25 protein-coding genes and 1 riboswitch are annotated in these 25,915 nt (G+C 60.8%); of the genes, 15 read left to right on the top strand and 10 right to left on the bottom strand.

Going from position 1 to position 25,915, the window contains the following annotated elements:
• The first annotated feature begins 39 nt into the window (after nucleotides 1-39).
• The 3 genes from hutU (at nucleotide 40) to RTE01_RS10480 (ending at nucleotide 4,748) form a co-directional block, all read left to right on the top strand.
• Nucleotides 40-1,725 (top strand): urocanate hydratase, encoded by a 1,686-nt coding sequence (gene hutU / locus RTE01_RS10470; RefSeq protein WP_141334989.1) that lies wholly within the window; start codon nucleotides 40-42, stop codon nucleotides 1,723-1,725.
• Nucleotide 1,726: 1 nt separating this feature from the next.
• Complete coding sequence (gene hutH / locus RTE01_RS10475) at nucleotides 1,727-3,259, top strand: histidine ammonia-lyase (RefSeq protein WP_041144672.1); 1,533 nt, start codon at nucleotides 1,727-1,729, stop codon at nucleotides 3,257-3,259.
• Between the two features lie 100 nt (nucleotides 3,260-3,359).
• Complete coding sequence (locus RTE01_RS10480; RefSeq protein WP_076944984.1) at nucleotides 3,360-4,748, top strand: amino acid permease; 1,389 nt, start codon at nucleotides 3,360-3,362, stop codon at nucleotides 4,746-4,748.
• 50 nt (nucleotides 4,749-4,798) lie between these two features.
• Here RTE01_RS10480 and RTE01_RS10485 read toward each other — a convergent pair whose 3' ends face one another.
• Nucleotides 4,799-5,275, bottom strand: coding sequence for a kinase inhibitor (locus tag RTE01_RS10485; protein WP_041144674.1), 477 nt, complete (start codon nucleotides 5,273-5,275; stop codon nucleotides 4,799-4,801).
• Nucleotides 5,276-5,344: 69 nt separating this feature from the next.
• Entirely contained in the window at nucleotides 5,345-6,634 is a 1,290-nt protein-coding gene (gene bioA / locus RTE01_RS10490; RefSeq protein ID WP_134525439.1) for an adenosylmethionine--8-amino-7-oxononanoate transaminase, read from the bottom strand.
• An 85-nt stretch (nucleotides 6,635-6,719) separates the two neighbouring features.
• On the opposite strand from bioA, the gene bioB reads away from it, so the two are divergent.
• Genes bioB through bioD form a run of 4 tightly spaced genes read left to right on the top strand, consistent with a single transcriptional unit; the run spans nucleotide 6,720 to nucleotide 10,368 of the window.
• Nucleotides 6,720-7,760, top strand: a complete 1,041-nt coding sequence (gene bioB, locus RTE01_RS10495) for a biotin synthase BioB (RefSeq protein ID WP_071844899.1) — start codon at nucleotides 6,720-6,722, stop codon at nucleotides 7,758-7,760.
• Nucleotides 7,757-8,914: an 8-amino-7-oxononanoate synthase gene (gene bioF / locus RTE01_RS10500; protein WP_141334991.1), complete on the top strand. Its 1,158-nt coding sequence runs from the start codon at nucleotides 7,757-7,759 to the stop codon at nucleotides 8,912-8,914. Before bioB ends, bioF begins: the two co-directional genes overlap by 4 nt.
• Nucleotides 8,898-9,653 carry a malonyl-ACP O-methyltransferase BioC gene (bioC, locus tag RTE01_RS10505; protein ID WP_134525440.1) on the top strand — a complete coding sequence of 252 codons (756 nt, stop codon included), beginning with the start codon at nucleotides 8,898-8,900 and terminating at the stop codon, nucleotides 9,651-9,653. The genes bioF and bioC overlap by 17 nt, the downstream gene beginning before the upstream one ends.
• Nucleotides 9,646-10,368: a dethiobiotin synthase gene (gene bioD, locus RTE01_RS10510; protein WP_041144678.1), complete on the top strand. Its 723-nt coding sequence runs from the start codon at nucleotides 9,646-9,648 to the stop codon at nucleotides 10,366-10,368. Before bioC ends, bioD begins: the two co-directional genes overlap by 8 nt.
• Here the strand turns inward: bioD and RTE01_RS10515 are convergent.
• Nucleotides 10,310-11,032, bottom strand: coding sequence for an ABC transporter ATP-binding protein (locus RTE01_RS10515; protein WP_041144679.1), 723 nt, complete (start codon nucleotides 11,030-11,032; stop codon nucleotides 10,310-10,312). The genes bioD and RTE01_RS10515 overlap by 59 nt on opposite strands.
• Nucleotides 11,033-11,769: 737 nt before the next feature.
• Between RTE01_RS10515 and uvrB the strand changes: the two genes are divergently transcribed.
• Nucleotides 11,770-13,785 (top strand): excinuclease ABC subunit UvrB, encoded by a 2,016-nt coding sequence (uvrB, locus tag RTE01_RS10520; protein ID WP_041144680.1) that lies wholly within the window; start codon nucleotides 11,770-11,772, stop codon nucleotides 13,783-13,785.
• Nucleotides 13,786-14,052: 267 nt separating this feature from the next.
• Here the strand turns inward: uvrB and pmrB are convergent, their stop codons facing one another.
• From pmrB to yvcK, 4 genes are all read right to left on the bottom strand, one after another.
• Nucleotides 14,053-15,150: a two-component system sensor histidine kinase PmrB gene (gene pmrB, locus RTE01_RS10525; RefSeq protein WP_141334993.1), complete on the bottom strand. Its 1,098-nt coding sequence runs from the start codon at nucleotides 15,148-15,150 to the stop codon at nucleotides 14,053-14,055.
• 4 nt (nucleotides 15,151-15,154) lie between these two features.
• Nucleotides 15,155-15,829, bottom strand: coding sequence for a two-component system response regulator PmrA (gene pmrA / locus RTE01_RS10530; RefSeq protein ID WP_115193282.1), 675 nt, complete (start codon nucleotides 15,827-15,829; stop codon nucleotides 15,155-15,157).
• Nucleotides 15,826-17,472 carry a phosphoethanolamine transferase EptA gene (gene eptA, locus RTE01_RS10535; protein WP_134525441.1) on the bottom strand — a complete coding sequence of 549 codons (1,647 nt, stop codon included), beginning with the start codon at nucleotides 17,470-17,472 and terminating at the stop codon, nucleotides 15,826-15,828. Before eptA ends, pmrA begins: the two co-directional genes overlap by 4 nt.
• 112 nt (nucleotides 17,473-17,584) lie before the next feature.
• Complete coding sequence (yvcK, locus tag RTE01_RS10540) at nucleotides 17,585-18,490, bottom strand: uridine diphosphate-N-acetylglucosamine-binding protein YvcK (RefSeq protein ID WP_041144684.1); 906 nt, start codon at nucleotides 18,488-18,490, stop codon at nucleotides 17,585-17,587.
• 209 nt (nucleotides 18,491-18,699) lie between these two features.
• Nucleotides 18,700-18,838: riboswitch (molybdenum cofactor riboswitch) on the top strand.
• Between yvcK and moaA the strand changes: the two genes are divergently transcribed.
• The 6 genes from moaA (at nucleotide 18,826) to RTE01_RS10575 (ending at nucleotide 22,286) form a co-directional block, all read left to right on the top strand.
• Complete coding sequence (gene moaA, locus RTE01_RS10550; protein WP_076944993.1) at nucleotides 18,826-19,815, top strand: GTP 3',8-cyclase MoaA; 990 nt, start codon at nucleotides 18,826-18,828, stop codon at nucleotides 19,813-19,815. It overlaps the preceding riboswitch by 13 nt.
• 22 nt (nucleotides 19,816-19,837) lie before the next feature.
• Nucleotides 19,838-20,350, top strand: coding sequence for a molybdenum cofactor biosynthesis protein B (gene moaB / locus RTE01_RS10555; protein ID WP_041144686.1), 513 nt, complete (start codon nucleotides 19,838-19,840; stop codon nucleotides 20,348-20,350).
• A gap of 3 nt (nucleotides 20,351-20,353) precedes the next feature.
• Nucleotides 20,354-20,842, top strand: coding sequence for a cyclic pyranopterin monophosphate synthase MoaC (moaC, locus tag RTE01_RS10560; protein ID WP_041144687.1), 489 nt, complete (start codon nucleotides 20,354-20,356; stop codon nucleotides 20,840-20,842).
• Nucleotides 20,835-21,083: a molybdopterin synthase sulfur carrier subunit gene (gene moaD, locus RTE01_RS10565; RefSeq protein WP_134525442.1), complete on the top strand. Its 249-nt coding sequence runs from the start codon at nucleotides 20,835-20,837 to the stop codon at nucleotides 21,081-21,083. The genes moaC and moaD overlap by 8 nt, the downstream gene beginning before the upstream one ends.
• Before the next feature lies 1 nt (nucleotide 21,084).
• Complete coding sequence (gene moaE / locus RTE01_RS10570; RefSeq protein WP_041144688.1) at nucleotides 21,085-21,537, top strand: molybdopterin synthase catalytic subunit MoaE; 453 nt, start codon at nucleotides 21,085-21,087, stop codon at nucleotides 21,535-21,537.
• 44 nt (nucleotides 21,538-21,581) lie between these two features.
• Nucleotides 21,582-22,286: a Bax inhibitor-1/YccA family protein gene (locus RTE01_RS10575; protein ID WP_041144689.1), complete on the top strand. Its 705-nt coding sequence runs from the start codon at nucleotides 21,582-21,584 to the stop codon at nucleotides 22,284-22,286.
• A gap of 54 nt (nucleotides 22,287-22,340) precedes the next feature.
• Here RTE01_RS10575 and RTE01_RS10580 read toward each other — a convergent pair whose 3' ends face one another.
• The 3 genes from RTE01_RS10580 to RTE01_RS10590 are packed head-to-tail and all read right to left on the bottom strand — an operon-like array spanning nucleotide 22,341 to nucleotide 25,308.
• Complete coding sequence (locus tag RTE01_RS10580; protein WP_134525443.1) at nucleotides 22,341-23,306, bottom strand: lysylphosphatidylglycerol synthase domain-containing protein; 966 nt, start codon at nucleotides 23,304-23,306, stop codon at nucleotides 22,341-22,343.
• A complete protein-coding gene (clsB, locus tag RTE01_RS10585; protein ID WP_041144691.1) occupies nucleotides 23,306-24,550 on the bottom strand; it encodes a cardiolipin synthase ClsB in 1,245 nt (414 codons plus the stop codon). The genes RTE01_RS10580 and clsB overlap by 1 nt, the downstream gene beginning before the upstream one ends.
• Nucleotides 24,547-25,308, bottom strand: a complete 762-nt coding sequence (locus tag RTE01_RS10590) for an endonuclease/exonuclease/phosphatase family protein (RefSeq protein ID WP_134525444.1) — start codon at nucleotides 25,306-25,308, stop codon at nucleotides 24,547-24,549. Before RTE01_RS10590 ends, clsB begins: the two co-directional genes overlap by 4 nt.
• 131 nt (nucleotides 25,309-25,439) lie before the next feature.
• On the opposite strand from RTE01_RS10590, the gene RTE01_RS10595 reads away from it, so the two are divergent.
• Nucleotides 25,440-25,874 (top strand): YbhQ family protein, encoded by a 435-nt coding sequence (locus RTE01_RS10595; RefSeq protein ID WP_041144693.1) that lies wholly within the window; start codon nucleotides 25,440-25,442, stop codon nucleotides 25,872-25,874.
• Nucleotides 25,875-25,915 lie beyond the last annotated feature (41 nt).

Below are 25,915 nucleotides of genomic sequence, written 5' to 3' on the forward strand. Positions count from 1 at the left end.
TATCTACGTAAACAACGTTAATAGTCAGGAGAAACCCCGATGTCGCAAAGCAAATACCGCCAGCTGGACGTCCGTGCACCGCGAGGCACGACGCTGAGTGCGAAGAGCTGGCTGACCGAAGCGCCGCTGCGTATGTTAATGAATAACCTCGATCCGGATGTCGCCGAAAACCCGCATGAGCTGGTGGTTTACGGCGGCATTGGACGCGCGGCGCGTAACTGGGAATGCTATGACGCTATCGTGAAGGCGCTGAAAAACCTGGAAAACGATGAGACCCTGCTGGTGCAGTCCGGCAAGCCGGTAGGCGTTTTTAAAACCCATGAAAACTCACCCCGCGTGCTGATCGCCAACTCTAACCTGGTTCCGCACTGGGCGACCTGGGAACACTTCAACGAACTCGACGCCAAAGGCCTGGCCATGTACGGCCAGATGACCGCCGGAAGCTGGATTTATATCGGCAGCCAGGGCATCGTGCAGGGCACCTACGAAACCTTCGTCGAAGCCGGCCGCCAGCACTACGAGGGCAGCCTGAAAGGCCGCTGGGTACTCACCGCCGGCCTGGGCGGAATGGGCGGTGCGCAGCCGCTGGCCGCGACTCTGGCGGGCGCCTGCTCGCTGAACATTGAGTGCCAGCAGAGCCGTATCGATTTCCGCCTGCGTACCCGCTACGTTGACGAGCAGGCGACGTCGCTGGATGACGCCCTGGCCCGCATCAAGAAATATACCGCCGAAGGCCGCGCCGTCTCTATCGCGCTGTGCGGCAACGCCGCCGACATCGTGCCGGAAATGGTAAAACGCGGCGTGCGCCCGGACATGGTCACCGACCAGACCAGCGCCCACGACCCGCTGCACGGCTATCTGCCGAAAGGCTGGAGCTGGGAAGAGTATCAGGAAAAAGCGGTCTCCGACCCGCAGGGCACCATTCAGGCCTCCAAACGCTCGATGGCCGACCACGTTCAGGCCATGCTGGCCTTCCATGAGATGGGCATTCCGACCTTCGACTACGGCAACAACATTCGCCAGATGGCCCAGGAAATGGGCGTCGCCAGGGCCTTCGACTTCCCGGGCTTCGTTCCCGCCTATATTCGCCCTCTGTTCTGCCGCGGTATCGGCCCGTTCCGCTGGGTGGCGCTCTCCGGCGACCCGCAGGATATTTATAAGACCGATGCCAAAGTGAAAGAGATTGTCAAAGACGACAAGCATCTGCACCACTGGCTGGATATGGCGCGCGAGCGCATCAGCTTCCAGGGCCTGCCGGCGCGTATCTGCTGGGTTGGCCTGGAGTGGCGCCAGAAGCTGGGCCTGGCCTTTAACGAAATGGTTCGCAGCGGTGAAGTCTCCGCGCCGATCGTTATCGGTCGCGACCACCTGGATTCCGGATCGGTTGCCAGCCCGAACCGTGAAACCGAATCGATGCGCGATGGCTCCGACGCGGTGTCCGACTGGCCGCTGCTCAACGCCCTGCTGAATACGGCCAGCGGCGCGACCTGGGTCTCTCTGCACCACGGCGGCGGCGTTGGCATGGGCTTCTCTCAGCACTCCGGAATGGTTATCGTCTGCGACGGAACCGACGAAGCGGCCGCGCGAATCGCTCGCGTTCTGCACAACGACCCGGCAACCGGCGTGATGCGTCACGCGGATGCGGGCTATGAGATTGCGATTGAATGCGCAGCGGAACAAGGACTGAATCTTCCTATGGTGTCAGCAACGCAGGGGCAACGCTGAAATGAAAACTTTAACTCTTATTCCCGGCCAGCTGAGCCTGACGCAACTGCGCGATATCTATAGCCACCCGCTGAACGTCGTGCTCGACGAGCGCGCCTTTGCGGCGATTGATGAGAGCGTGGCCTGCGTCAACGCGATCCTCGCGGAAGGGCGCACCGCTTACGGCATCAACACCGGTTTTGGCCTGCTGGCGCAAACCCGCATCTCGACCGACGATCTCGAAAACCTCCAGCGCTCGCTGGTGCTCTCCCACGCCGCCGGTATCGGCGAGCCGCTGGATGAGGCGATGGCGCGCCTGATTATGGTGCTGAAGATTAACAGCCTCTCCCGCGGCTTTTCCGGCATTCGTCTGAGCGTGATCCAGGCGCTGGCGGAGCTGGTGAACAAAGGCGTTACGCCGTGGATCCCGGCGAAAGGCTCGGTGGGGGCATCCGGCGATCTGGCACCGCTGGCACATATGTCGCTGACGCTGCTGGGGGAAGGGAAAGCCCGCTGGCAGGGTGAGTGGATGCCGGCCGCGCAGGCGCTGGAAAAAGCCGGCCTCAGGCCGATTACCCTGGCGGCGAAAGAGGGGCTGGCGCTGCTTAACGGCACCCAGGCTTCGACGGCGTTCGCGCTGCGCGGCCTGTTTGAAGCCGAAGACCTGTTTACCTCCGCGGTGGTGTGCGGCGCGCTAACCACCGAAGCGGCGCTGGGCTCGCGTCGTCCGTTTGACTCGCGTATCCACGAGGCTCGCGGCCAGCGCGGGCAGATTGACGCCGCCGCGCTCTATCGCCACGTACTGACCGACGACAGCGCGATTTCTCAGTCGCACCACGGCTGCACCAAGGTGCAGGACCCGTACTCTCTGCGCTGTCAGCCGCAGGTGATGGGCGCCTGCCTGACGCAGATCCGTCAGGCGGCGGAAGTGCTGTTGGTTGAGGCCAACGCGGTCTCCGACAACCCGCTGGTGTTTGCCAGCGAGAATGAGGTGATTTCCGGCGGCAACTTCCACGCCGAGCCGGTGGCGATGGCGGCGGACAACATCGCCCTGGCGATTGCCGAAATCGGCTCGCTCTCCGAGCGCCGCATCGCGCTGATGATGGACAGCCATATGTCGCAGCTGCCGCCGTTCCTCGTGAAAAACGGCGGCGTCAACTCCGGCTTTATGATTGCCCAGGTCACCGCGGCGGCGTTAGCCAGCGAAAACAAAGCGCTTTCCCACCCGCATAGCGTTGATAGCCTGCCGACCTCCGCGAACCAGGAGGATCACGTTTCGATGGCACCGGCCGCCGGTCGTCGCCTGTGGGCGATGGCGGAAAACACCCGCGGCGTGCTGGCCGTTGAGTGGCTGGCCTCCGTTCAGGGGCTGGATATGCGCGAGGGTCTTACCAGCAGCCCGCTGCTGGAAAAGGCGCGTCATCTGCTGCGCGAGCGCGTATCGCACTACACCGAAGACCGCTTCTTCGCGCCGGATATTGAAAACGCTATTGAGCTTTTGGCCGCGCGTCACCTGACGCGACTGCTGCCTGCCGTACTGCCCGATCACAACTAACCATTCGCTGTTCTCTGTACCCGCGTCGGGGGGATGCCTTCCCCCCGACCGTCCTACACGCATATTTGTCGTCGTATAAAAATTATCAGGACACTTGCATATGCAACAACAATCGCAACAAAAGCCACATCTGCTGCGCGGGCTGAACGCTCGCCATATTCGCTTTATCGCGCTCGGTTCCGCCATCGGCACCGGGCTGTTCTACGGGTCGGCCGCCGCCATCAAGGCCGCCGGTCCGGCGGTGCTGCTGGCCTATCTTATCGGCGGCGCGGCGGTCTTTATCGTGATGCGTGCGCTGGGGGAAATGGCGGTGCGCAACCCCGTTTCCGGATCCTTCGGCAGCTATGCGCGCCAGTATCTCGGCCCGCTGGCCGGGTTTATCACCGGCTGGACCTACACCTTCGAAATGGTCATTGTGGCCCTCGCCGACGTGACCGCGTTTGGGATCTATATGGGGCTGTGGTATCCCGACGTCCCGCGCTGGATCTGGGTGCTGAGCATTATCTTTTTCATCGGCGCGATGAACCTGTGCCACGTGCGAATTTTTGGCGAGATGGAGTTTTGGCTCTCGCTGATTAAAGTGGTGGCCATAATTGCGATGATCGCGGCGGGCGGCGCCATCATCTTCTTTGGCTTTGGCAACGCGTTTCCGGCGACGGGGCTGGAGAATCTGTGGAGCCACGGCGGCTTTGCGCCGAACGGCTGGCAGGGGATTATCGCTTCGCTGGGGATTGTGATGTTTGCCTTCGGCGGGGTCGAAATCATTGGCGTCACCGCCGCAGAGGCGCAGGACCCGAAAAAGGTTATCCCGCAGGCAATCAATACCATCCCGCTGCGCATCGTGCTGTTCTACGTCTGCACGCTGGCGATCCTGATGGCTATTTTCCCGTGGAACAGCTTTGGTGAGCAGGGCAGCCCGTTTGTACTGATCTTCAGCGGCCTGGGCATTCCGGCGGCGGCGACAATCCTCAATATTATCGTCATTAGCGCCAGCATTTCGGCCATCAACAGCGATATATTTGGCGCGGGCCGCATGATGTACGGCATGGCGAAAGAGGGCATGGCGCCGAAAAGCTTCCAGCGCATCGCCAGCAACGGCGTGCCGTGGATGACGGTGGTGGTGATGGGCGTGGCGCTGCTGGCGGCGGTGGTGCTGAACTACCTGATGCCGGAGCAGATCTTCGTGCTCATCGCCTCTCTGGCGGCGTTTGCCACGGTGTGGGTCTGGCTGATGATCCTGCTGGCCCACTTTGCGATGCGCCGCGGCCTGTCGGCGGAAGAGCGGCGCAATATCGAGTTCCCGGTGCCGTTCTGGCCGGTGGCACCGCTGCTGACCCTGCTGTTTATGGGGTTGGTGATTGCGGTGCTGGGAATGGTGGAAGAGACGCGCATTGCGCTGATCGCCGGCCTGGTCTGGCTGGGTCTGCTGACGGTGGTGTGGTATGCGCGAGTGCGCAAAACCGCGGTCGTCGCGGTGACGGAGCAGTAATCAGATAGGCCCGGGTCAGGCGTGAGCGCTGGCCCGGGGAAGCGCCGAGTTTAGCTAAACAGGGCGGTTATTGAGGCGCTGCCGAGGCTGTGGAAATGGACATTAAAACCGACCATCGCGCCGCTTGCGCCTTCATCGACCTCAATTTTATCAACGTCCAGCGCGTGCACCGTAAAGATGTAGCGATGGCTTTCACCCTTCGGCGGCGCCGCGCCGCCGTAGCCCGTCTGACCGAAATCGGTGCGGGTCTGAACCGCCTCTTCGGGCAGCGGCGCCAGGCCGGAACCGGCGCCCTGGGGCAGCACGCGCGTATCGGCAGGGAGGTTCGCCACAATCCAGTGCCACCAGCCGGAGCCGGTCGGCGCGTCGGGATCGTAGCAGGTCACCACAAAGCTTTTGCAGCCCGCTGGCACATCATCCCACGTCAGATGCGGTGAAATATTGTCCCCCGCGTAGCCCATACCGTTGAATACATGACGGTTGGGCAGCTTCTCGCCATCCTGCAAATCATGACTGATGAGTTTCATCGTCTCTCCTCAAGTTAATCGCCTGATTGGCAAAGAAGTGTAGCGCGCAGGGCGCGGCATTACCGTCTCTTAATCGCTAAAAAATGTTTCTTCCAGCACCGCGGCGTTAACCGCCCGGGTCAGGCGCGTCAGCTGTTCGGCGCTAATGATATACGGCGGCATCAGGTAGATAAGCTTGCCGAACGGGCGCACCCATACGCCTTGCTCCACGAAGAAGCGCTGCAGGGCGGCCATGTTCACCGGACGGTGGGTTTCCACCACCCCAATCGCGCCGAGCACGCGCACGTCGGCCACCAGCCCGGAGTCGCGCGCCGGCGCCAGCTCCGCCTTCAGCTGCGCTTCAATGGCGGCAACCTGGGTCTGCCACTCGCCGCTTGCCAGCAGGTTCAGGCTCTCTGCGGCCACCGCGCAGGCCAGCGGGTTGCCCATAAAGGTCGGGCCGTGCATAAAGCAGCCGGCCTCGCCGTTGCTGATGGTCTCCGCGACCGTGCGGGTGGTCAACGTCGCGGAGAGCGTCATGGTTCCGCCGGTCAGCGCTTTGCCGAGGCACAGTATATCCGGCGCGATGCCCGCATGTTCGCAGGCAAACAGCTTACCGGTACGGCCAAAGCCGGTGGCAATCTCATCGGCAATCAGCAGGATACCTTCGCGATCGCACATCTTACGGATGCGCCTTAACCACTCCGGATGGTACATCCGCATTCCGCCGGCGCCCTGCACGATGGGTTCGAGGATCACCGCGGCAATTTCATGGCGATGGGCGGCCATCAGGCGGGCAAAGGGCACCATGTCGAGCTCGTCCCACTTGCCGTCAAAGCGGCTTTGCGGCGCCGGCGCGAACAGGTTGTCCGGCAGATAGCCCTGCCACAGGCTGTGCATGGAGTTGTCCGGATCGCACACCGACATCGCGCCGAAGGTATCGCCATGATAGCCGTTGCGGAAGGTGAGAAAACGCCGGCGCGGTTCGCCCTTTGCCTGCCAGTACTGCAGAGCCATTTTCATCGCCACTTCGACCGCCACGGAACCGGAGTCGGCAAGGAACACGCACTCCAGCGAGGGCGGCGTCATCGCCACCAGCTGGCGGCAGAGCGCGACCGCCGAGGGGTGGGTGATGCCGCCAAACATCACGTGCGACATCTGGTCGATCTGCGCTTTCATCGCCGCATTCAGCCGCGGATGGTTGTAGCCGTGGATCGCCGCCCACCATGACGACATGCCGTCAATCAGCCGTTCGCCGCCGGCCAGTGAAAGCTCGCAGCCGTGGGCGGATTCCACCGGGTAAACCGGCAGGGGAGAGGTCATGGAAGTGTAGGGGTGCCAGATGTGGCGCCGATCGAAGGCGAGATCGTCCATTGTCATAAGCGACTTGTAAACCATTTTGAAAACATTTAGGTTTACGAGTATAAACCGAACCGACAGTTAACAAAACCCTTTGGAGAAGCCAATGGCTCACCACGCACGCTGGACAATGTCGCAAGTCACCGAGTTATTTAATAAACCACTGCTGGATCTGCTGTTCGAAGCTCAGCAGATCCACCGCCAGCACTTTGACCCGCGCCAGGTGCAGGTCAGCACGCTGCTGTCGATTAAGACCGGCGCCTGCCCGGAAGACTGTAAATACTGCCCGCAGAGCGCGCGCTATAAAACCGGCCTTGAGTCCGAGCGCCTGATGGAGGTTGAACAGGTGCTGGAGTCGGCGCGGCAGGCCAAAAATGCCGGTTCGACCCGTTTCTGCATGGGCGCGGCGTGGAAGAATCCGAATGACCGCGACATGCCCTATCTTGAGCAGATGGTCAAAGGGGTGAAGGCGATGGGGCTGGAGTCCTGTATGACCCTCGGCACCCTGACCGATAGCCAGGCGCAGCGCCTTGCCGGTGCCGGTCTCGACTACTACAACCACAACCTCGATACCTCGCCGGAGTTCTACGGCAATATCATCACCACCCGCACCTACCAGGAGCGCCTCGATACCCTCGGCAAGGTGCGCGGGGCGGGAATTAAGGTGTGCTCCGGCGGCATCGTCGGGCTGGGCGAAACGGAAAAAGATCGCGCCGGACTGCTGCTGCAGCTGGCCAATCTGCCGACGCCGCCGGAAAGCGTGCCCATCAACATGCTGGTGAAGGTGAAAGGGACGCCGCTGGCTGAAAACGATGACGTCGACGCGTTTGACTTTATCCGCACCATTGCGGTGGCGCGCATCATGATGCCAACCTCCTACGTGCGCCTCTCCGCCGGCCGCGAGCAGATGAACGAACAGACCCAGGCGATGTGCTTTATGGCCGGGGCAAACTCCATTTTCTACGGCTGCAAGCTGCTGACGACGCCGAACCCGGAAGAGGATAAGGACCTGCAGCTGTTCCGCAAGCTGGGGCTTAACCCGCAGCAGACTGCGGTGCTGGAAGGGGATAACGAGCAGCAGCAGCGTCTGGAGCAGGCGCTGAACAACCCCGATACCGAGGAATATTACAACGCGGCGGCGCTATGAGCTGGCAGCAACGCATCGAGCAGGCGCTGAGCGAACGGCGGCAGGCGGATGCTTTCCGCTCTCGCCAGCCGGTGGCGCAGGGTGCCGGGCGTTGGCTGACCCGCGAGGGGCAGCGCTGGCTCAACTTTTCCAGCAACGATTATCTGGGCCTGAGCCAGCATCCGCAGATCGTTGCCGCCTGGCAGCAGGGCGCCGAGCGCTACGGCGTCGGCAGCGGCGGCTCGGGCCACGTTAGCGGCTACAGCGACGCGCATCGTCAGCTGGAGGAGGCGCTGGCCGACTGGCTGGGCTATCCGCGCGCGCTGCTGTTTATCTCCGGCTTTGCCGCTAACCAGGCGCTGATTGCCGCCCTGCTCGGCAAGGACGATCGCGCGGTAGCGGACCGTCTGAGCCACGCCTCGCTGCTGGAAGCGGCCAGCTTCAGCCCGGCGCAGCTGCGGCGCTTTCAGCACAACGACGTTCAGCAGCTGAAAGCGCTGCTGGAGAAACCGCTGGCGGGCCAGCAGCTGACGATCACCGAAGGCGTCTTCAGCATGGACGGCGATAGCGCGCCCCTCGGCCCCATTCAGCAGGTCACCGCCGAAGCCGGCGGCTGGCTGCTGGTCGATGATGCTCACGGCATTGGCGTGCTGGGCGACGAGGGGAGGGGCAGCTGCGACGCGCAAAACGTTCACCCTGAGCTGCTGGTGGTGACCTTCGGCAAGGCCTTTGGCGTCAGCGGCGCGGCGGTACTGTGCAGCGAGGCGCCGGCGGATTATCTGCTGCAGTTTGCCCGCCACCTGATTTACAGCACCGCCATGCCGCCGGCCCAGGCCGTTGCCCTCAGCGCCGCGCTGCGCGCGATTCGTGGCGATGAGGGCCAGCGGCGGCGGGAGGCGCTGGCCTGCCGGATTGCCCAGTTCAGGGACGGTATGCGCGACTATCCTGGGCAGCTTACCGAATCGACCAGCGCCATTCAGCCGCTGATCGTCGGAGACAACGCCCGGGCTCTGCGCCTGGCAGCGCGCCTGCGCGAGCAGGGCTGCTGGGCGACGGCGATCCGCCCGCCGACGGTGCCGGTTGGCAGCGCCCGGCTGCGGCTCACCCTGAGCGCGGCCCATGAATCGGCGGATATCGAGCGTCTGCTGGAGGTCCTGCATGACGGCGGTGAATAAACGCGCGGTGGCCGCCGCCTTCGGTCGGGCGGCGAGCCGCTATACGCAGCACGATGAGCTGCAGCGGCGCAGCGCCGAGCTGCTGCTGCGCCAGCTTGGCGACCGGCGCTTTGCCGAGGTTCTGGACGCGGGCTGTGGCCCAGGCAGCATGAGCCGCTACTGGCGCGAGGCGGGCAGCCGCGTCACCGCGCTGGATATCTCCGTTGATATGCTGGCGGAGGCCCGGCGCCAGCAGGTCGCGCACGACTACGTCGAGGGCGATATTGAATCCCTGCCGCTGCCGGCGGCCTGCGTCGATCTGGCGTGGAGTAATCTGGCGGTGCAGTGGTGCGACGACCTCGGCGCCGCGCTTGCTGAGCTGTACCGGGTGGTGCGTCCCGGCGGGTGGGTGGCCTTTACCACCCTGTTGGCCGGTTCGCTCCCCGAGCTCAACCAGGCCTGGGCGACGATTGACCGGCATCCGCACGCCAATCGTTTCCTCAGCGAGCAGGCGGTACGCAGCGTGATGAGCGGCTGGCGGGGCGAGGCGCAGGTGCATGCCGTGACGCTGCCGTTCCCCGACGCCCTGTGCGCAATGCGTTCGCTAAAGGGTATCGGCGCCACCCATTTACACCAGGGACGCAGCGCGGCACCGCTGAGTCGCACAAAGCTGCAGCAGCTTCAGCTGGCGTGGCCGAAACGGCACGGGCAGTGCCCGCTGACCTACCATCTTTTTACAGGAGTAATTGAACGTGATTGAGCGTTATTTCGTCACCGGAACCGATACTGAAGTCGGCAAAACGGTGAGCAGCTGCGCCCTGCTGCAGGCGGCAAACCTGCGGGGTCGGAACAGCGCCGGCTATAAGCCGGTGGCCTCCGGCAGCGAGTACACGGCGCAGGGTCTGCGCAACGACGACGCCCTGGCCCTGCAGCGCAACAGCCGCGTGGCGCTGAGCTACGAGCAGGTTAACCCGTTAACCTTCGCTGAACCCACTTCGCCGCATATTATCAGCGCCGATGAGGGGCGCCCCATTACCGCCGCCGCGCTCTCCGCCGGGCTGCGCGAGCTGGAGCCGCTGGCCGACTGGCTGCTGGTAGAAGGGGCTGGGGGCTGGTTTACGCCGTTGTCTGAAACCCTGAGCTTTGCCGACTGGGTGCAGGAAGAGCGGCTACCGGTGATTCTGGTAGTGGGGATAAAGCTGGGCTGCATTAATCATGCCCTGCTGACGGCGCAGGCGGTGCGCCAGGCAGGGCTGCCGCTGGTGGGCTGGATTGCTAACGACGTCCAGCCGCCGGGGAAGCGGCATAGCGAATACCTCGCGACCCTCAAACGGCTGCTGCCCGCGCCCATGCTGGGCGAAATCCCGTGGCTGGAGGAGGCATCCCGGCGGGAAGACCTCGGCCAGTACCTCGATCTTAGCGCGCTGGATCGGGCGTCATCCACTGCGCCAGCAGCGGCTCATCCAGCTGTATAACGTCGCCCTGCGCCACGCTGCGCCCGCGGTGCAGCAGGCAGAAGCGGTCGGCCACCCGGCGAATGAACGGCAGGTGCTGCTCGGCGAGCAGCACCGTTAAACCGATATCCCGGTTCAGGCGAACCAGCAGATCCCCCAGCTTATGCATAAAGTGCTGTCCGCTGCCGCGCGACGGCTCATCGAGTATCAGCAGGCGCGGTCGGACGATCAGCGCCCTCGCCAGCGCCAGCTGGTACCTGTCGTCTTCCGAGAGCGCGGCGCCTTTGCTCTGGCGCAGGGCGTAGAGCTGCGGAAAGAGATCGTAAATCTCGCTATTCACCACGGCGCCGGGCGTGCCTCCGGCCGCCAGCGCGATATGCAGATTCTCCTCTACGCTGAGCTGCGAAAAGATGCGCCGATCCTGCGGCACGTAGCCGATCCCGATGACGCTGCGTGAATGGGCGGAGAGCGGCATCAGGTCGCAGGGCGGCGCTCCGCGCTCCTGCCAGGTGATGCTGCCGCTGGCGACCGGGAGATTCCCGGTAATGCAGTTGACCAGCGTGGTTTTCCCCATTCCCTGACTTCCCATCACGCAGGTGCACTCTCCTGACCTGAGCTCAAGATCGACGTTCCACAGCGTGTGCTGGCTTCCATAGTACTGATTGACGGCGCGTAGACTCAACATAGACGTTTTCTCCTTTTTGACGACGGCGAGCGAGACAAACATTCTGCAAATCTCTTGCCAGGAAAAAGAAGTGACGGCATTTTTCCGCCAGCGCAGGTCGCGGCGGCCACCGCCGGCAGGGAACAGCGAAGCGGCTGCACTTTCCCGGTGCTAAACGGCGTGAAACGTGGTGCAGAAAGCAGCAAAAAGGCGGGCGTCCTTAGCTGATAAATATCAAAAATAATTCAATAATATTTTTTAGCCGCGTGATTTTCGCCGGCGGGCAATTTCGGCCGGGTGGCAGAGGTCATGGCCTGCAGCGAGTTATCCACTATTCCTGTGGATAACCTTGTGTATTAGAGTTAGAGAACTTGCGGTAAGCTAGAGATTACGCGGCCTGCGGCTGAATTGGCGCGAAACCCGTCTTTTATTAAATTTTATTTAATATCAATTGGTTGTATAAAATCAATGGCTGTAAGGAAAGTGTCACCTGCTGCCATAAAAGATTCATCGCCTTGCTTGACAAATGTTAAATGGCAAAATTTTCTGGGGATAACCTTACACAGTGGCGGATTATTCCGCATGGTGCGCTTTTTTTGCCCAAATGCGGCCGCCCGGGGCAAGGTTTACAGGGCAAACAGTAATACGATACTGGTTTTATATCCAGTATTATTTATTGGCAAAAGCGCCGGCGACGGGTAGAATTAAACACCTGCCGTTTCGCGCCGGGCGCTTCATCCTCCTTCAGGGTCAGACATATGAGTAAAACGTTCACGCTGCATTCCGCTTTCCGTCCCTCTGGCGATCAGCCAGAAGCCATTCGTCGCCTCGAAGAGGGGCTGGAAGATGGCCTGGCGCACCAAACGCTGCTGGGGGTAACCGGGTCGGGTAAAACCTTCACCATCGCTAACGTCATTGCCGATCTGCAGCGTCCAACGATGGTCCTCGCGCCCAACAAGACGCTGGCGGCGCAGCTGTATGGCGAAATGAAGGAGTTTTTCCCGGAGAATGCCGTCGAATATTTCGTCTCCTACTACGACTACTACCAGCCTGAAGCCTATGTGCCGAGCTCGGACACCTTCATCGAGAAGGACGCCTCGGTCAACGAACATATTGAACAGATGCGCCTGTCGGCAACCAAGGCGCTGCTGGAGCGCCGCGACGTCATCGTGGTGGCCTCGGTCTCGGCGATTTATGGCCTCGGCGATCCTGACCTGTACCTGAAGATGATGCTGCACCTGACCACCGGCATGCTGATTGACCAGCGGGCCATTCTGCGCCGCCTCGCGGAGCTGCAGTACACCCGTAACGATCAGGCTTTCCAGCGCGGGACCTTCCGCGTTCGCGGCGAGGTCATTGACGTCTTCCCGGCGGAGTCAGACGATATTGCCCTGCGTATTGAGCTGTTTGACGAAGAGGTTGAGCGCCTGTCGCTCTTTGACCCGCTGACCGGGCAGGTTGAATCGTCCATCCCGCGCTATACCATCTACCCGAAAACGCACTACGTTACCCCGCGCGAGCGAATCGTTCAGGCGATGGAAGAGATAAAAGTCGAGCTGGCGGAGCGGCGTAAAGTGCTGCTGGAAAACAACAAGCTGCTGGAAGAGCAGCGCCTGAGTCAGCGTACCCAGTTCGACCTCGAAATGATGAACGAGCTGGGCTACTGCTCGGGGATTGAAAACTACTCGCGCTATCTTTCCGGGCGCGGGCCGGGCGAGCCGCCGCCGACGCTGTTTGACTACCTGCCGGCGGATGGCCTGCTGGTTATCGATGAGTCCCACGTGACCATTCCGCAAATCGGCGGGATGTACCGCGGCGACCGGGCGCGTAAAGAGACGCTGGTGGAGTACGGTTTCCGCCTGCCGTCGGCGCTGGATAACCGCCCGATGAAGTTTGAAGAGTTTGAGGCGCTGGCGCCGCAGACCATCTACGTTTCGGCGACGCCCGGTGCCTACGAGCTGGATAAATCCGGCGATGAGGTGGTCGATCAGGTGGTCCGTCCGACCGGCCTGCTTGACCCGGTTATCGAAGTGCGTCCGGTGGGGACCCAGGTCGACGATCTGCTGTCGGAGATTCGCCTGCGCGCCGCCATCAACGAGCGCGTGCTGGTGACGACCCTGACCAAGCGGATGGCCGAAGACCTCACCGAGTACCTCGAGGAGCACGGCGAGCGCGTGCGCTACCTGCATTCGGATATCGATACCGTCGAGCGTATGGAGATTATCCGCGATCTGCGCCTCGGCGAGTTTGACGTGCTGGTCGGCATCAACCTGCTGCGTGAAGGGCTGGATATGCCGGAGGTCTCGCTGGTGGCGATCCTTGATGCCGACAAAGAGGGCTTCCTGCGCTCCGAGCGCTCGCTGATCCAGACCATCGGCCGCGCGGCGCGTAACATCAACGGTAAGGCGATTCTCTACGGTGACAGGATCACCGCCTCGATGGCGAAGGCCATCAGCGAAACCGAACGCCGTCGCGAGAAGCAGCAGCGCTATAACGAAGAGCACGGCATCACCCCGCAGGGCCTGAATAAGAAGGTGGTCGATATCCTGGCGCTGGGCAGCGGCCTGGCGAAGACCAAGGCCAAAGGGCGCGGCAAGTCGCGTTCACCGGTCGAGGCGGATACGCCGGTGCTGACGCCAAAAGCGCTGCAGCAGCGAATTCACGAGCTGGAAGGGCAGATGATGCAGCACGCGCAGAACCTGGAGTTCGAAGAGGCGGCCCAGATCCGCGACCAGCTGCATAAGCTGCGGGATCTGTTTATCGCCGCGTCGTAGGCCGGCGCCCGTCGCACCGGGCGTCTATGCTGCGGCCAGACCGGGCTCTGGCTGCACGGAACGTACGGGCAGCGCCTGCGGATGCGCGGGCTGCCTGGCGCCAAACTGGCAAATAAAATAGCCCGGCTGGGCCAGCTCTTAATATCCGCTTAATCTTGTTCGGGGAGACTATCTTCATTCTAATGAGGATAGCGCCATGCAAAAACTACACTTTCGCCAATATCTGGCCATTACCTGCGCCTTTATTATCGTCGTCGCCTTCTTCCATCAGTGGCTGCTGACCTTCTGACGCGACGGCCTCGGGAAGAGCACCCAGGCGCGAACGCCGGGGCCCGGCCGGCGGTTATGCAAAAAGAACTGGGTATCGTGCAGCTGGGCGATACGGGTGACGATACTTAATCCCAGACCAATGCCGCCGTAGCGGCTGTCCATGCGGACAAACGCTTTGCTCAGCTCGCCGCTTTTCGCTTCATCAATTCCCGGCCCTTCATCCTCCACCGCCAGAATCGGCGTTGACCCCGCCTGAATCGAGACGCGGATCGTTGAGTCCGTCGGGCTATAGCGGTGCGCATTCTCCACCAGATTGCGCAGCACCACGCGCAGCAGCGTGGCGTCGCCGGACACCATCACCTTCTCGTCCGCAGCGGCTATCTCAAGCTTTTGCCGGCGCGACGCCAGCATCGCTTCCAGCTCCTCCTCAAGCGGCTCAACGACATCCTCCATCAGCTGCACCTGCTGGTAGCTACCGGCAGAAAACGACTGCCCTACGCGGGCCAGCTGCAGGAGCTGGGAGATGCTGTTGGTCATCTGATCGAGGCGCTGAATAAGCGGATCGACTCCGACCCCGTGCACTTTGGCCAGCAGCTCGAGGTGCAGGCGCAGCCCGGCCAGCGGCGTGCGCAGCTCGTGGGCCACGTCGGCGGTAAACAGGCGCTCGCGGTCGAGCGTCAGGTTGAGGCGCGATACCAGCTGATTCAGCGCGGTGGTCACGGCGGTCACTTCCGGCACCGACTCGCTAAGCTCGATGGGCTGGAGATTATCCGGGGTGCGGTTCTCCAGCTCGCTCTGCAGACGAGAGAGCGGGCGGGTTATCTTTTTCACCGCCAGCAGGCTGATATAGAGCGCGAGGCCGATAATCAGCAGGCTTGGGATCAGCAGGCTGGCGACCGCTTCCCGCACCTCGTGCTCAACGTGCTTCTGGTTGTTGTGCCCCTCGATGGCGCTGGCCACCAGCAGCTGAATCTGCTCTTTGCTTTCATGCCATAGCCAGAACACGCTGATAATCTGGCAGACCGCCAGAATCGTGCCGATGGTCAGCAGCAGGCGAAAGCGCATGGTCCATTTTTCGGTGGCTAACAGCGGCATCTCTTTATGACTCCGATTCGGTATTGTTCACCAGCATATAGCCAAAGCCCCTGACGGTGCGGATCCGCGCTTTACCGACCTTATCGCGCAGGTTGTGGATATGCACCTCGAGGGTATTGGTCGCCGGCTCGTTATCCCAGCTGTAGATATCGTTGTAGAGAATTTCCCGATGTACCGGACTGCCCGCCTTCATCATCAGGCGCGACAGCAGGGAGTACTCTTTTGGCGTCAGATCCAGCGAATCCCCGCCCAGCCACACCTGGCGGCGGGTAATATTAAGGCGCAGGTTGCCGACCACCATTTCGCTGTCGCCCTGGTTATTGTGGCGGCGGAGCAGCGCGCGGATGCGGGCGTTAAGCTCCTCCAGCGCGAAGGGCTTCACCAGATAGTCATCGGCGCCGGTATCGAGGCCGCTAATGCGGTCTTCGACGGTATCGCGGGCGGTGAGGATCAGCACCGGCTGGCTGAATTTCTCCCGGCGCATCCGCGCGAGGAAGTGCAGGCCGTCCTCATCCGGCAGCCCGAGGTCGAGGACCACCAGGCTGTAGTGGTTGCTGGCCAGCGACAGCGCGGCCTCATGCGCGCTGGCGACGCCGTCGCAGGCGTATCCTTCACTCTGCATGGCCAGAATTAATCCCTGTAACAGGAGCGCGTCGTCTTCAATGACTAAGATTTTCATCTGCCGGCCTCGCTTATGCATGGCGTTAAAATATCGTCTGACGGCCGGTATTCGCGGGTATTGACCCCGAACAGGCCGAGCAGGGTGGAGAACAAGTTATCCTGCGAATAGGGCGCCGTTTTTGCCTTTTGCTGCAGGCACTGGCTGGAGACGCCGTAGCGCTGCTGGTAATCCTGCGACAGCCACATCAGCATCGGAACGTGCTTTTGCGTATCCGGCGCGATGGACCACGGCAGCCCGTGCAGATACACGCCATCTTCCCCCAGCGACTCGCCGTGGTCGGAAAGATAGACCAGGCTGGTGGTAAATTTATCGTGCTTTGACTGCAGCAGCTTGATGGCCTTATCCACCACGTAATCGACGTACAAAATGGTGTTGTCGTAGGTGTTGGTCAGCTGCTGCTGCGAGCAGCCCTGAATTTCATTGGTATCGCAGGTGGGGGTGAATTTTTTGAATTCAGCCGGGTAGCGATTGTAGTACGTTGGGCCGTGGCTGCCGATAGTGTGCAGAACGATAATGCCGTCCTGTTGCAAACCGTCGATGTAGCTTTCCAGATTATGGAATAAGACCTCATCGTAGCACTCGCCGTCGATGCACTGGCCCGTCAGCTTGAGATCGGTGACGTTCTGATGCGGAACGCGATCGCAGGCGCCTTTACAGCCGCCGTCGTTGTCGTTCCACAATACCTGAATACCGGCGCGCTGCAGAATGTCCAGCACGCCCTCCTGGTGATGGGCCAGCTCTTCATCATAGTGCTCGCGCGGCATGTTGGAGAACATGCACGGCACGGAAACGGCGGTGGCGGTACCGCAGGAGGTGGTGTCGGGAAAATAGATAACGTTATCCTGCTGCAGGCGCGGGTTGGTTTCGCGTGGGTAGCCGCCGAGGGAGAAATTTTCCGCCCGCGAGGTCTCACCCAGCACCAGAATGGTCAGGTTTTTTCTCGGCCCGTCGCGCATTTGCGGCTTCTGCTGCGCATCTTCGCCAATTTTGACCAGCGGCAGATTGTTCATCCTGTTGTGCGCGTACCACGAGTTGATCGCCACGATGCTGTTTGACGGGCTGAGCGACTTCACCAGCTCTTTATTATTGCGGAACACCGAGGCGTAATCTTTATAAAACAGAGCGGCAATCAGGATGATAAGGAGAGCCGACAGCGCCACGTTGAGCAGCCGTACGGCGACGCCGCGGGTGAAGGTTTTCGGCTTACGCACCTTAATCCACCAGGCCGCCAGTACCGCCAGCACGCCGGAAAGCCCGAGCGTCAGCACCATGCTACCCGACATCAGAGCGAAGCTCTCCGCCGGCGTGGTATCCAGAATGTTGGTGATCATCGCCCGGTCGATAATGACCCCGAAGGTCCAGATAAAATACTGTGCCGAGGCGCTGAGCAGAATAAACAGGGTGATAACGACCCGGTCGAGCTTCAGAAAAGAGGCCAGGGTAGTGAGGATATTCATCACGCTGAAGGCGACCAGCGGCATGCTGAGGAACACCAGCCAGCTATGCAGGTTATTGACCGGCAGCAGGGTGAAGACCTGGCGATAGAAGGCGATATTGAGGAATAGCCCGACGTAGGCGGCAAAGAGAATCAGGTAAACCGTGCGGCTCACTACCGGTCGACGCAGTGGAAATAACGACATAGCAAAAGTCCTGATGAAAACATGCTCACTATGCTGCCACGTCTATTTTAAGACAACCTTAAGATTTTAATGTGGGGAGTTGACGCTCCCCACGGTATGAAGCAATTCGGAATTAGCCGGGTATCTGAATCGCTTTTTCCAGCGCGTTGCGCAGCAGCAGGCGATCGTGGCGATAGGGCACGTCGCTGGCATCCAGCGGCGTCTGGATGACCATCCGGTCCTCAAGGCCGCGAATATCGGCCTTCGGTCCGACGACCACGGCGTCAATCACCCGCTTGCCTACGTAGTGCTCCATAATCGCGATGCGGTCCGCCAGCGTCAGGGTGGCGGCCGGGCTGTGCTCTTTGCCGAGGTTGTCGATAAAAACCATCGGTGCCGGCGTGCGGCGCAGCGCCTGCGCCATATCGTCGAGCAGCAAAATAGGCAGCAGGCTGGTGTAGAAGCTGCCGGGGCCGATCAGAATGAGATCGGCTTCGGCGATCGCCGCAACCGCTTCGCGGGTAGCGGGAACCGGCGGCGTTAGCATTAGCTCGCGCGGCACGCGGGGAAGCTGGTCGATATTGACTTCGCCATAAACTTCGTGGCCTTCGTCGTCAATCGCCATCAGGTCCACCGGTTGTTCGGACATCGGTATCAGAAATGCGTCAACTTTTAGCAGGTTTCTGATTAAATTAATCGCCTCTAAGGGCCTGACGCTGAGGTGATCGAGGGCCTTTAACATCAGATTTCCGAGGTTATGCCCGGAAAGTTCGCCGTTGCCGGCAAAACGGTACTCAAACATGGCGGATGCCACGCTGGGTTCGGCGATCAGCTGGTTAATACAGTTGCGCATATCCCCCCAGGCAATGCCGCCTTCGGCACGGCGAATACGCCCCGTCGATCCGCCGTTATCGGTGGTGGTGACGATGCCGGTCAGGCGCGATCCGAGCGATGAGAGTGACGACATCACCCGGCCCAAACCATGCCCTCCGCCAAGAGCCACTACCCGATCGAGGTCGGCGAAAGTCCGATTGCGCATACTAATTCCTTATCTCAAATGAACGGGCTCACAGTAACCGATCTACCCCTAAAAGACGATGCTCCGATCCTGACAAACTGACCGACATCAATGCAAAACCCTGAATTTTGGCTATTCTGTTACGAAAATGCACGATCGTAGCGATATATACATAATTATATAGCGAAATCGAAAATGGCGAAACGGTCGTTTCCGCGCTACTATCGGCATAAACCAGTTAACACTCTAGCCTCTGTGCCTGTGTCGCAAGATATGGTGCTTTGGCCGTGACAGCTCAGCTTGTCACCAGGGCGTGGGAAGAAATGACCGCGTCTCCCGTACTTGGAAAGGTGTATATGGCCTCACAGCTTACCGATGCATTTGCGCGTAAGTTTTACTACTTGCGCCTGTCGATTACCGACGTGTGTAACTTTCGTTGCACCTACTGTCTCCCGGACGGCTACAAGCCCGGCTCGGTGACCAATAAAGGCTTTCTCAGCGTAGATGAAGTGCGCCGCGTGACGCGCGCGTTTTCCGCCCTCGGCACCGAAAAGGTGCGCCTGACCGGCGGTGAACCCTCGCTGCGCCGCGATTTCGCCGACGTTATCGCCGCCGTACGTGAAAACAGCGCCATTCGGCAGATTGCGGTCACCACCAACGGCTATCGCCTGGCGCGGGACGTCGAACGCTGGCGAGACGCCGGGCTGACGGCAATCAACGTCAGCGTGGACAGCCTCGACGCCCGCCAGTTTCACGCCATCACCGGGCAGGATAAATTTCAGCAGGTGATGGACGGCATCGATGCCGCCTTCGCCGCCGGCTTTGAGAAAGTGAAGGTCAACACCGTGCTGATGCGCGATGTGAACCACCACCAGCTCGACACCTTCCTCGCCTGGATCCAGCCGCGCCGTATTCAGCTGCGCTTTATTGAACTGATGGAAACCGGAGAGGGCAGCGACCTGTTTCGCAGGCATCATATCTCCGGCATGGTGCTGCGCGACGAGCTGCTCAGACGCGGCTGGATCCACCAGATCAGCCAGCGCAGCGACGGCCCGGCGCAGGTCTTCTGTCATCCGGACTACGCCGGAGAGATCGGCCTGATCATGCCCTATGAAAAAGACTTCTGCGCCACCTGCAACCGCCTGCGCGTCTCCTCCGTGGGCAAGCTGCATCTGTGCCTGTTCGGCGACGGCGGCGTAGATCTACGCGATCTGCTGGCCGAGGACTGCCAGCAGGCGGTGCTGGAAGCGCGCATCTCCGAAGCATTAACCCATAAAAAACAAACCCATTTCCTGCATCAGGGCAACACCGGTATTACGCAAAACCTGTCGTATATTGGCGGATAATTGATTCTAAAGGAGCGAACAGATGAGTCAGGCCAGCGCTGAGTTTATCCCGACCCGCATTGCTATTCTCACCGTTTCCAGCCGCCGTGGCGAAGAGGACGATACCTCTGGCCACTGGCTGCGCGACGCGGCGCAGGAAGCGGGGCATGCGGTTGTGGATAAGGCGATTGTGAAAGAGAACCGCTACGCCATTCGCGCCCGGGTTTCGGCGTGGATTGCCAGCGACGACGTTCAGGTGGTGCTCATTACCGGCGGGACCGGCTTTACCGAAGGCGATCAGGCCCCGGAAGCGCTGCTGCCGCTGTTTGACCGGGAAGTTGAAGGCTTTGGCGAGGTGTTCCGCATGCTCTCTTTTGAAGAGATCGGCACCTCGACGCTGCAGTCCCGCGCCGTTGCCGGCGTGGCTAACGGCACGCTTATTTTTGCGATGCCCGGTTCGACCAAAGCCTGCCGCACCGCGTGGGAAAATATCATTGCGCCCCAGCTCGATGCCCGCACCCGCCCGTGTAACTTTATCCCTCATTTGAAGAAATAATTTATGTCACAACTGACCCATATTAACGCCGCCGGCGAGGCGCACATGGTCGACGTCTCGGCGAAGGCCGAAACGGTTCGCGAGGCGCGGGCTGAAGTATTTGTCGACATGCAGGCGACCACGCTGGCGATGATTATCGACGGCAGCCACCACAAGGGTGACGTTTTCGCCACCGCCCGCATTGCCGGGATCCAGGCGGCGAAGCGGACGTGGGAGCTGATCCCGCTGTGCCATCCGCTGATGCTAAGTAAAGTAGAGGTTAACCTGCAGGCGCAGCCGGAACATAGCCGGGTGCGGATCGAATCCCTCTGTCGGCTGACCGGGAAAACCGGCGTGGAGATGGAGGCGCTGACCGCGGCCTCCGTGGCGGCGCTGACAATTTACGATATGTGCAAAGCCGTGCAAAAAGATATGACGATCGGCCCGCTGCGCCTGCTGGCGAAAAGCGGCGGTAAATCCGGCGACTTTAAGGCGGACGATGCTCATGATTAAGGTTCTGTTTTTTGCCCAGGTGCGCGAGCTGGTGGGCACCGATGCGTTAACCCTCGACGCGAACGAGGCCGCGACGGTGGAGGCGGTTCGCCGTCAGCTCATTGCCCGCGGCGACCGCTGGGCGCTGGCGCTGGAAGAGGGCAAGCTGCTGGCGGCGGTGAACCAGACGCTGACCACCTTTGACCATCCGGTCACCGCCGGCGACGAAGTGGCGTTTTTCCCGCCGGTTACGGGAGGCTGATATGACGCAAACCCGCATTATCGTCAGCCCGGCGCGCTTTCGCGTTGGCGACGAATATCCGTGGCTTGCCGAGCGCGACGAGGACGGCGCCGTCGTCACCTTCACCGGCAAAGTGCGTAACCACAATCTTGGCGAGAGCGTGAAGGCGCTGACCCTCGAACACTATCCGGGCATGACCGAAAAATCGCTGGCGGAGATTGTCGAACTGGCGCGCGAGCGCTGGCCGCTGGGGCGGGTCACGGTGATTCACCGCATCGGTGAAATGTGGCCGGGCGAAGAGATTGTGTTTGTCGGCGTCACCAGCGCGCACCGCAGCAGCGCCTTTGCCGCCGGCGAATTCATTATGGATTATCTGAAAACCCGCGCGCCGTTCTGGAAGCGTGAGGCCACGCCGGAAGGCGAACGCTGGGTTGACGCGCGCGACAGCGATCGTCAGGCGGCAGAGCGCTGGTAGTATGATACGCTTAAAGGGTTAATTTCGTTAATCAGGAGATAGTCATGGACAGATTCCCCCGTTCCGATTCCATCGTCCAGGCGCGCGGCGGCCTGCAAACCTATATGGCCCAGGTGTACGGCTGGATGACGGTCGGCCTGCTGCTAACGGCGTTTATCGCCTGGTTTGCCGCCAACACGCCAGCGGTGATGATGTTTGTTTTTTCCAGCAAAATTACCTTCTTCGGGCTGATCATCGCCCAGCTGGCGCTGGTCTTCGTGCTCTCCGGGATGGTGCAGCGCCTGAGCGCGGGCATGGCGACGACGCTATTTATGCTCTATTCGGCGCTGACCGGGCTCACGCTATCCAGCATTTTCATCGCCTACACCTATTCGTCGATTGCCAGCACCTTTGTGGTCAGCGGCGGGATGTTTGGCGCGATGAGCCTCTACGGCTACACCACCAAACGCGATCTCAGCGGCTTTGGTAATATGCTGTTTATGGCGCTGATTGGTATCGTTCTGGCCTCGCTGGTGAACTTCTGGCTGAAGAGCGAAGCGCTGATGTGGGCGGTGACCTATATCGGGGTGATTGTGTTCGTGGGCCTCACCGCCTATGACACCCAGAGGCTGAAAAATATCGGCGAGCAGATCGACACCCGTGATACCTCGACGCTGCGCAAATACTCGATCCTTGGCGCGCTGACGCTGTATCTGGACTTTATCAACCTGTTCCTGATGATGCTGCGTATTTTAGGCAACCGTCGTTAAGATCGTAAAACCCCGGTGAGCCTTACGCCGCCGGGGTTCTCTTTCTCTCTCCTCTCATCCGTCCGCCAGCTTGCGCTGATTTTTCTCCCGCAGCTTTTTGGCCTGACTTTCCAGAATCAGATAGCCCATCGTGGCGATCGCCAGCGGCAGGAAGTAATAGAGCAGGCGATACGCGAGCAGGGCGGCAATCACCGCTCCCCGGGAGACAGGCTCTGCGGAGAGCATCGCGATAAACACCGCCTCCAGCACGCCAATACCAGCGGGGATATGTACCACCACCCCGACGATGCTGCTCACCAGCAGCGCCCCCAGCACGAGGAAGTAGCTCACCTCCTGACCCAGCAGCAGCCAGATAATGACCCCCATCACCAGCCAGTTGGCGCAGGAAAGCGCGGCCTGCAGCAGCGCGAAGCGCCAGGAGGGAAGCACCAGCCGCTGCCCCTTTATCGTCAGATGGCGGCGTTTGGCGAACGCGCAGGCCCACAGATAGAGGAGCGAAATCAGCAGCATCGCGATGCCGATGATGCGCAGCGTCTCCTGGCTGATATACCAGCGCGCGGGAAGCTGCACCAGACCGGCGCTAAAAACCACCCCGCCGAGCACCACGTAACCCAGCCAGTTGGTGGTAATGCTCAGCGAAAAGATGCGGGTAATGGTTGCGCCGCGCAGGCCGAGGCGGGAATAGAGGCGATAGCGCATCCCGATGCCGCCGATCCAGGTGCTGAGGGTCAGGTTAAAGGCGTAGCAGATAAACGACACCAGCATCACCTGGCGCTTAGCCAGCCGGTGCCCGCAGTAGGCGCGCCCGAGCAGGTCATAGCAGCCGTAGATCAGATAGCTGACGATAACCAGGCCAAAGGCGCCGAGCAGCGCCACGCGGTTATAGCCGCGAATCACTTTCCATACTTCCGGCCAGTCTATTTTTTGCGCATAGACCACCAGCAGTACGGCAACGGCGATAAAAAAGAGTCCGCTGAGTATGCGTTTGGCCAGCCGCCAGCGAGGGTGTGATTTGGCCATCAGGATTTTACCTCCGGGCTCTGCGTCTGCGTCCGATCCTGAGTTTCCATCTCCGGCTGCGCCGGCGGTTTGACCTGCGCCATCTTCGGCGTATGGGCGGGCAGCCAGCCTACCCACGCCGGGAAGTGGCGCAGGAAGTGGAAGGCCAGCACGCTGCGGCCCAGATTCCACCAGCTGCGTTTGGGCAGCATGGAACGGTCTACCTGCTTGCAGTCCTGCTGGATAAGCGTATTCAGATTATCGCGCAGGGTTTGGTTGAACTCCCGGTCGTGAACGATCAGGTTGGCCTCGAGGTTTAATGACAGGCTAAGCGGATCGAGGTTGCTGGAGCCGACGGTCGCCCAGTGGTCGTCGGCGAGGGCGACCTTGCCGTGCAGCGGGCGGCGGCGATACTCAAAAACCTGCACGCCGCCTTTCACCAGATAGTTGTACAGCAGCCGCGCGCCAACCTTGACGATGGGAATATCGGGTTCACCCTGCACGATAAGCTTCACCCGCACGCCGCGCCGGGCGGCGCTGCGCATCGCGTGCAGCAGCCGGTAGCCGGGGAAGAAATAGGCGTTGGCGATAATCACCTCCCGCCGCGCGTTGGCCAGCATTTTCAGGTAGTGACGTTCGATATCGTCCCGATGTTCGAGATTGTCCCGCCAGACGAACAGCGCCTGCGCTTCGCCGGGATGCTGGTTAACCTCCGGCTGGTGGCGACGTCGGCGCCAGCGACGGCGCCCGTCTTCGCTGGCGGGCAGGTTTTGCTGCACAAACTGCGCAATATCCAGCACCACCGGCCCCTCCACCTGGACGGCATAGTCCTGCTTAGCCTCCGGGCCGTAGTCGGTCATATGCTCCGCGGAGTAGTTAATCCCGCCAACAAACGCCGTGGTGTCATCCACGACGACAATTTTACGGTGCATGCGGCGAAACAGGTTAGTGCGCATCCCGAGCAGGCGCGGGCGCGGGTCGTAGTAGCGAAATATCACTCCCGCCGAGATGAGTTCGTTAACGAAGCCATCGCTCAGGTCAGGGGAGCCGTAGCCGTCGAGCAGCACCTCAACCTCGACGCCGCGGCGCGCGGCCTTCAGCAGCACCGCGTGGAGCTGCCAGCCCACGTCGTCCTCGAACCAGATAAAGGTTTCAAGGGTTACCTTGCGCTTTGCGCGGTCGACGGCGCGAAACAGCGCCGGATAGTAGCTATCGCCGTTCTCCAGAAGCTGGATCCGGTTTCCATTCTGCCAGCTGCATTTCACAGATGAAGCTCCACGCTGAGCGGGGCGTGATCGGAAAGATGACGCCATTGCTGAAGATCCAACGCCCTTGGCTGACCGGCGTGGACGTTTTTGACATAGATGCGGTCAAGGCGCAGCAGCGGAAAGCGCGCCGGGAACGTGCGCGCCGGGCGACCGCGGGCGCGGGTGAAGATCTCCTCCAGCCCGGCCAGCGCCTTGAGCGGACGGTTAGCCTGCTGGCGCCAGTCGTTAAAATCACCCGCGACCACCACCGGCTCCCCCTCCGGCAGGCGGTTAACCCGCTCGGCCAGCATCGCCAGCTGGGCCCGCCGCTGCCCCGCGCTGAGCCCTAAATGAGCGCAAATCAGATGCAGATTCACACCGCTTTTCGGCACCCCGATCCGACAGTAGAGCAGGCCGCGCTTTTCGCTCTGGCCGACTGAAATATCGAGATTCTCATAGTGTTCGATGGGGAATCGGGAGAGCACGGCGTTGCCGTGATGTCCCTGCGGGTACACCGCGTTGCGCCCGTAGGCATAATCGCTCCACATCGCATCGGCCAGAAACTCATAGTGGGTGGTATCCGGCCAGTTTTCGATATGCAGGGGGTGAATCTCATGCGCGCCCATCACCTCCTGGAGGCAAACAATGTCGGCGCCGATGCTGCGTACCGCGTCGCGAAGTTCGGGCAGAATGAAGCGTCGGTTAAACGTCGTAAAGCCTTTATGGGTGTTAATTGTCAGCACGTTTACTGACAATAAAGGATTTTTCTCGGCCATATTTCTCCGGTTAACATCTCTTTCCTGAATGAAATAGTGTAGTAGCTGTCACAAAAAGATGCGGTGATACGGAATTTTCCGTAAAGTGCGGTACTCTGAGTTACAGATAAAGATCCTTCAGGAGAGAAGCCATGAAGTGGCAACAACGTGTACGCGTCGCAACTGGCCTCAGTTGCTGGCAGATTATGTTGCATCTACTGGTCGTGGCAGTACTGGTGATGGGTTGGATGGGCGGCGCGCTGGTTCGTGTCGGATTAGGGCTGTGCGTGCTGTACGGCGTTACGCTGCTGTCGATGCTGTTTTTACAGCGTCACCACGAAGAGCGCTGGCGCGATGTCGGTGATTTCCTTGAGGAACTCACCACCACCTGGTACTTTGGCGCCGCGGTTATCGTGCTGTGGCTGCTGTCACGGGTGCTGCACAATAATCTGCTGCTGGCGCTCGCCGGGCTAGTTATTCTGGCCGGTCCGGCGGTGGTATCGCTGCTGGCGAAAGATAAAAACCGCTACTCTAAGTTTGGGCTGCATCAGGGCGGCAGCGCCGCGAACCCGCCGAAGCATAGATAATAGCTATGTAACCGGGGGCAAAGAAAGGCAAGCCAACGCCG

Origin of the sequence: Klebsiella terrigena (assembly GCF_006539725.1) — a bacterium.
Lineage (GTDB): Bacteria > Pseudomonadota > Gammaproteobacteria > Enterobacterales > Enterobacteriaceae > Klebsiella > Klebsiella terrigena.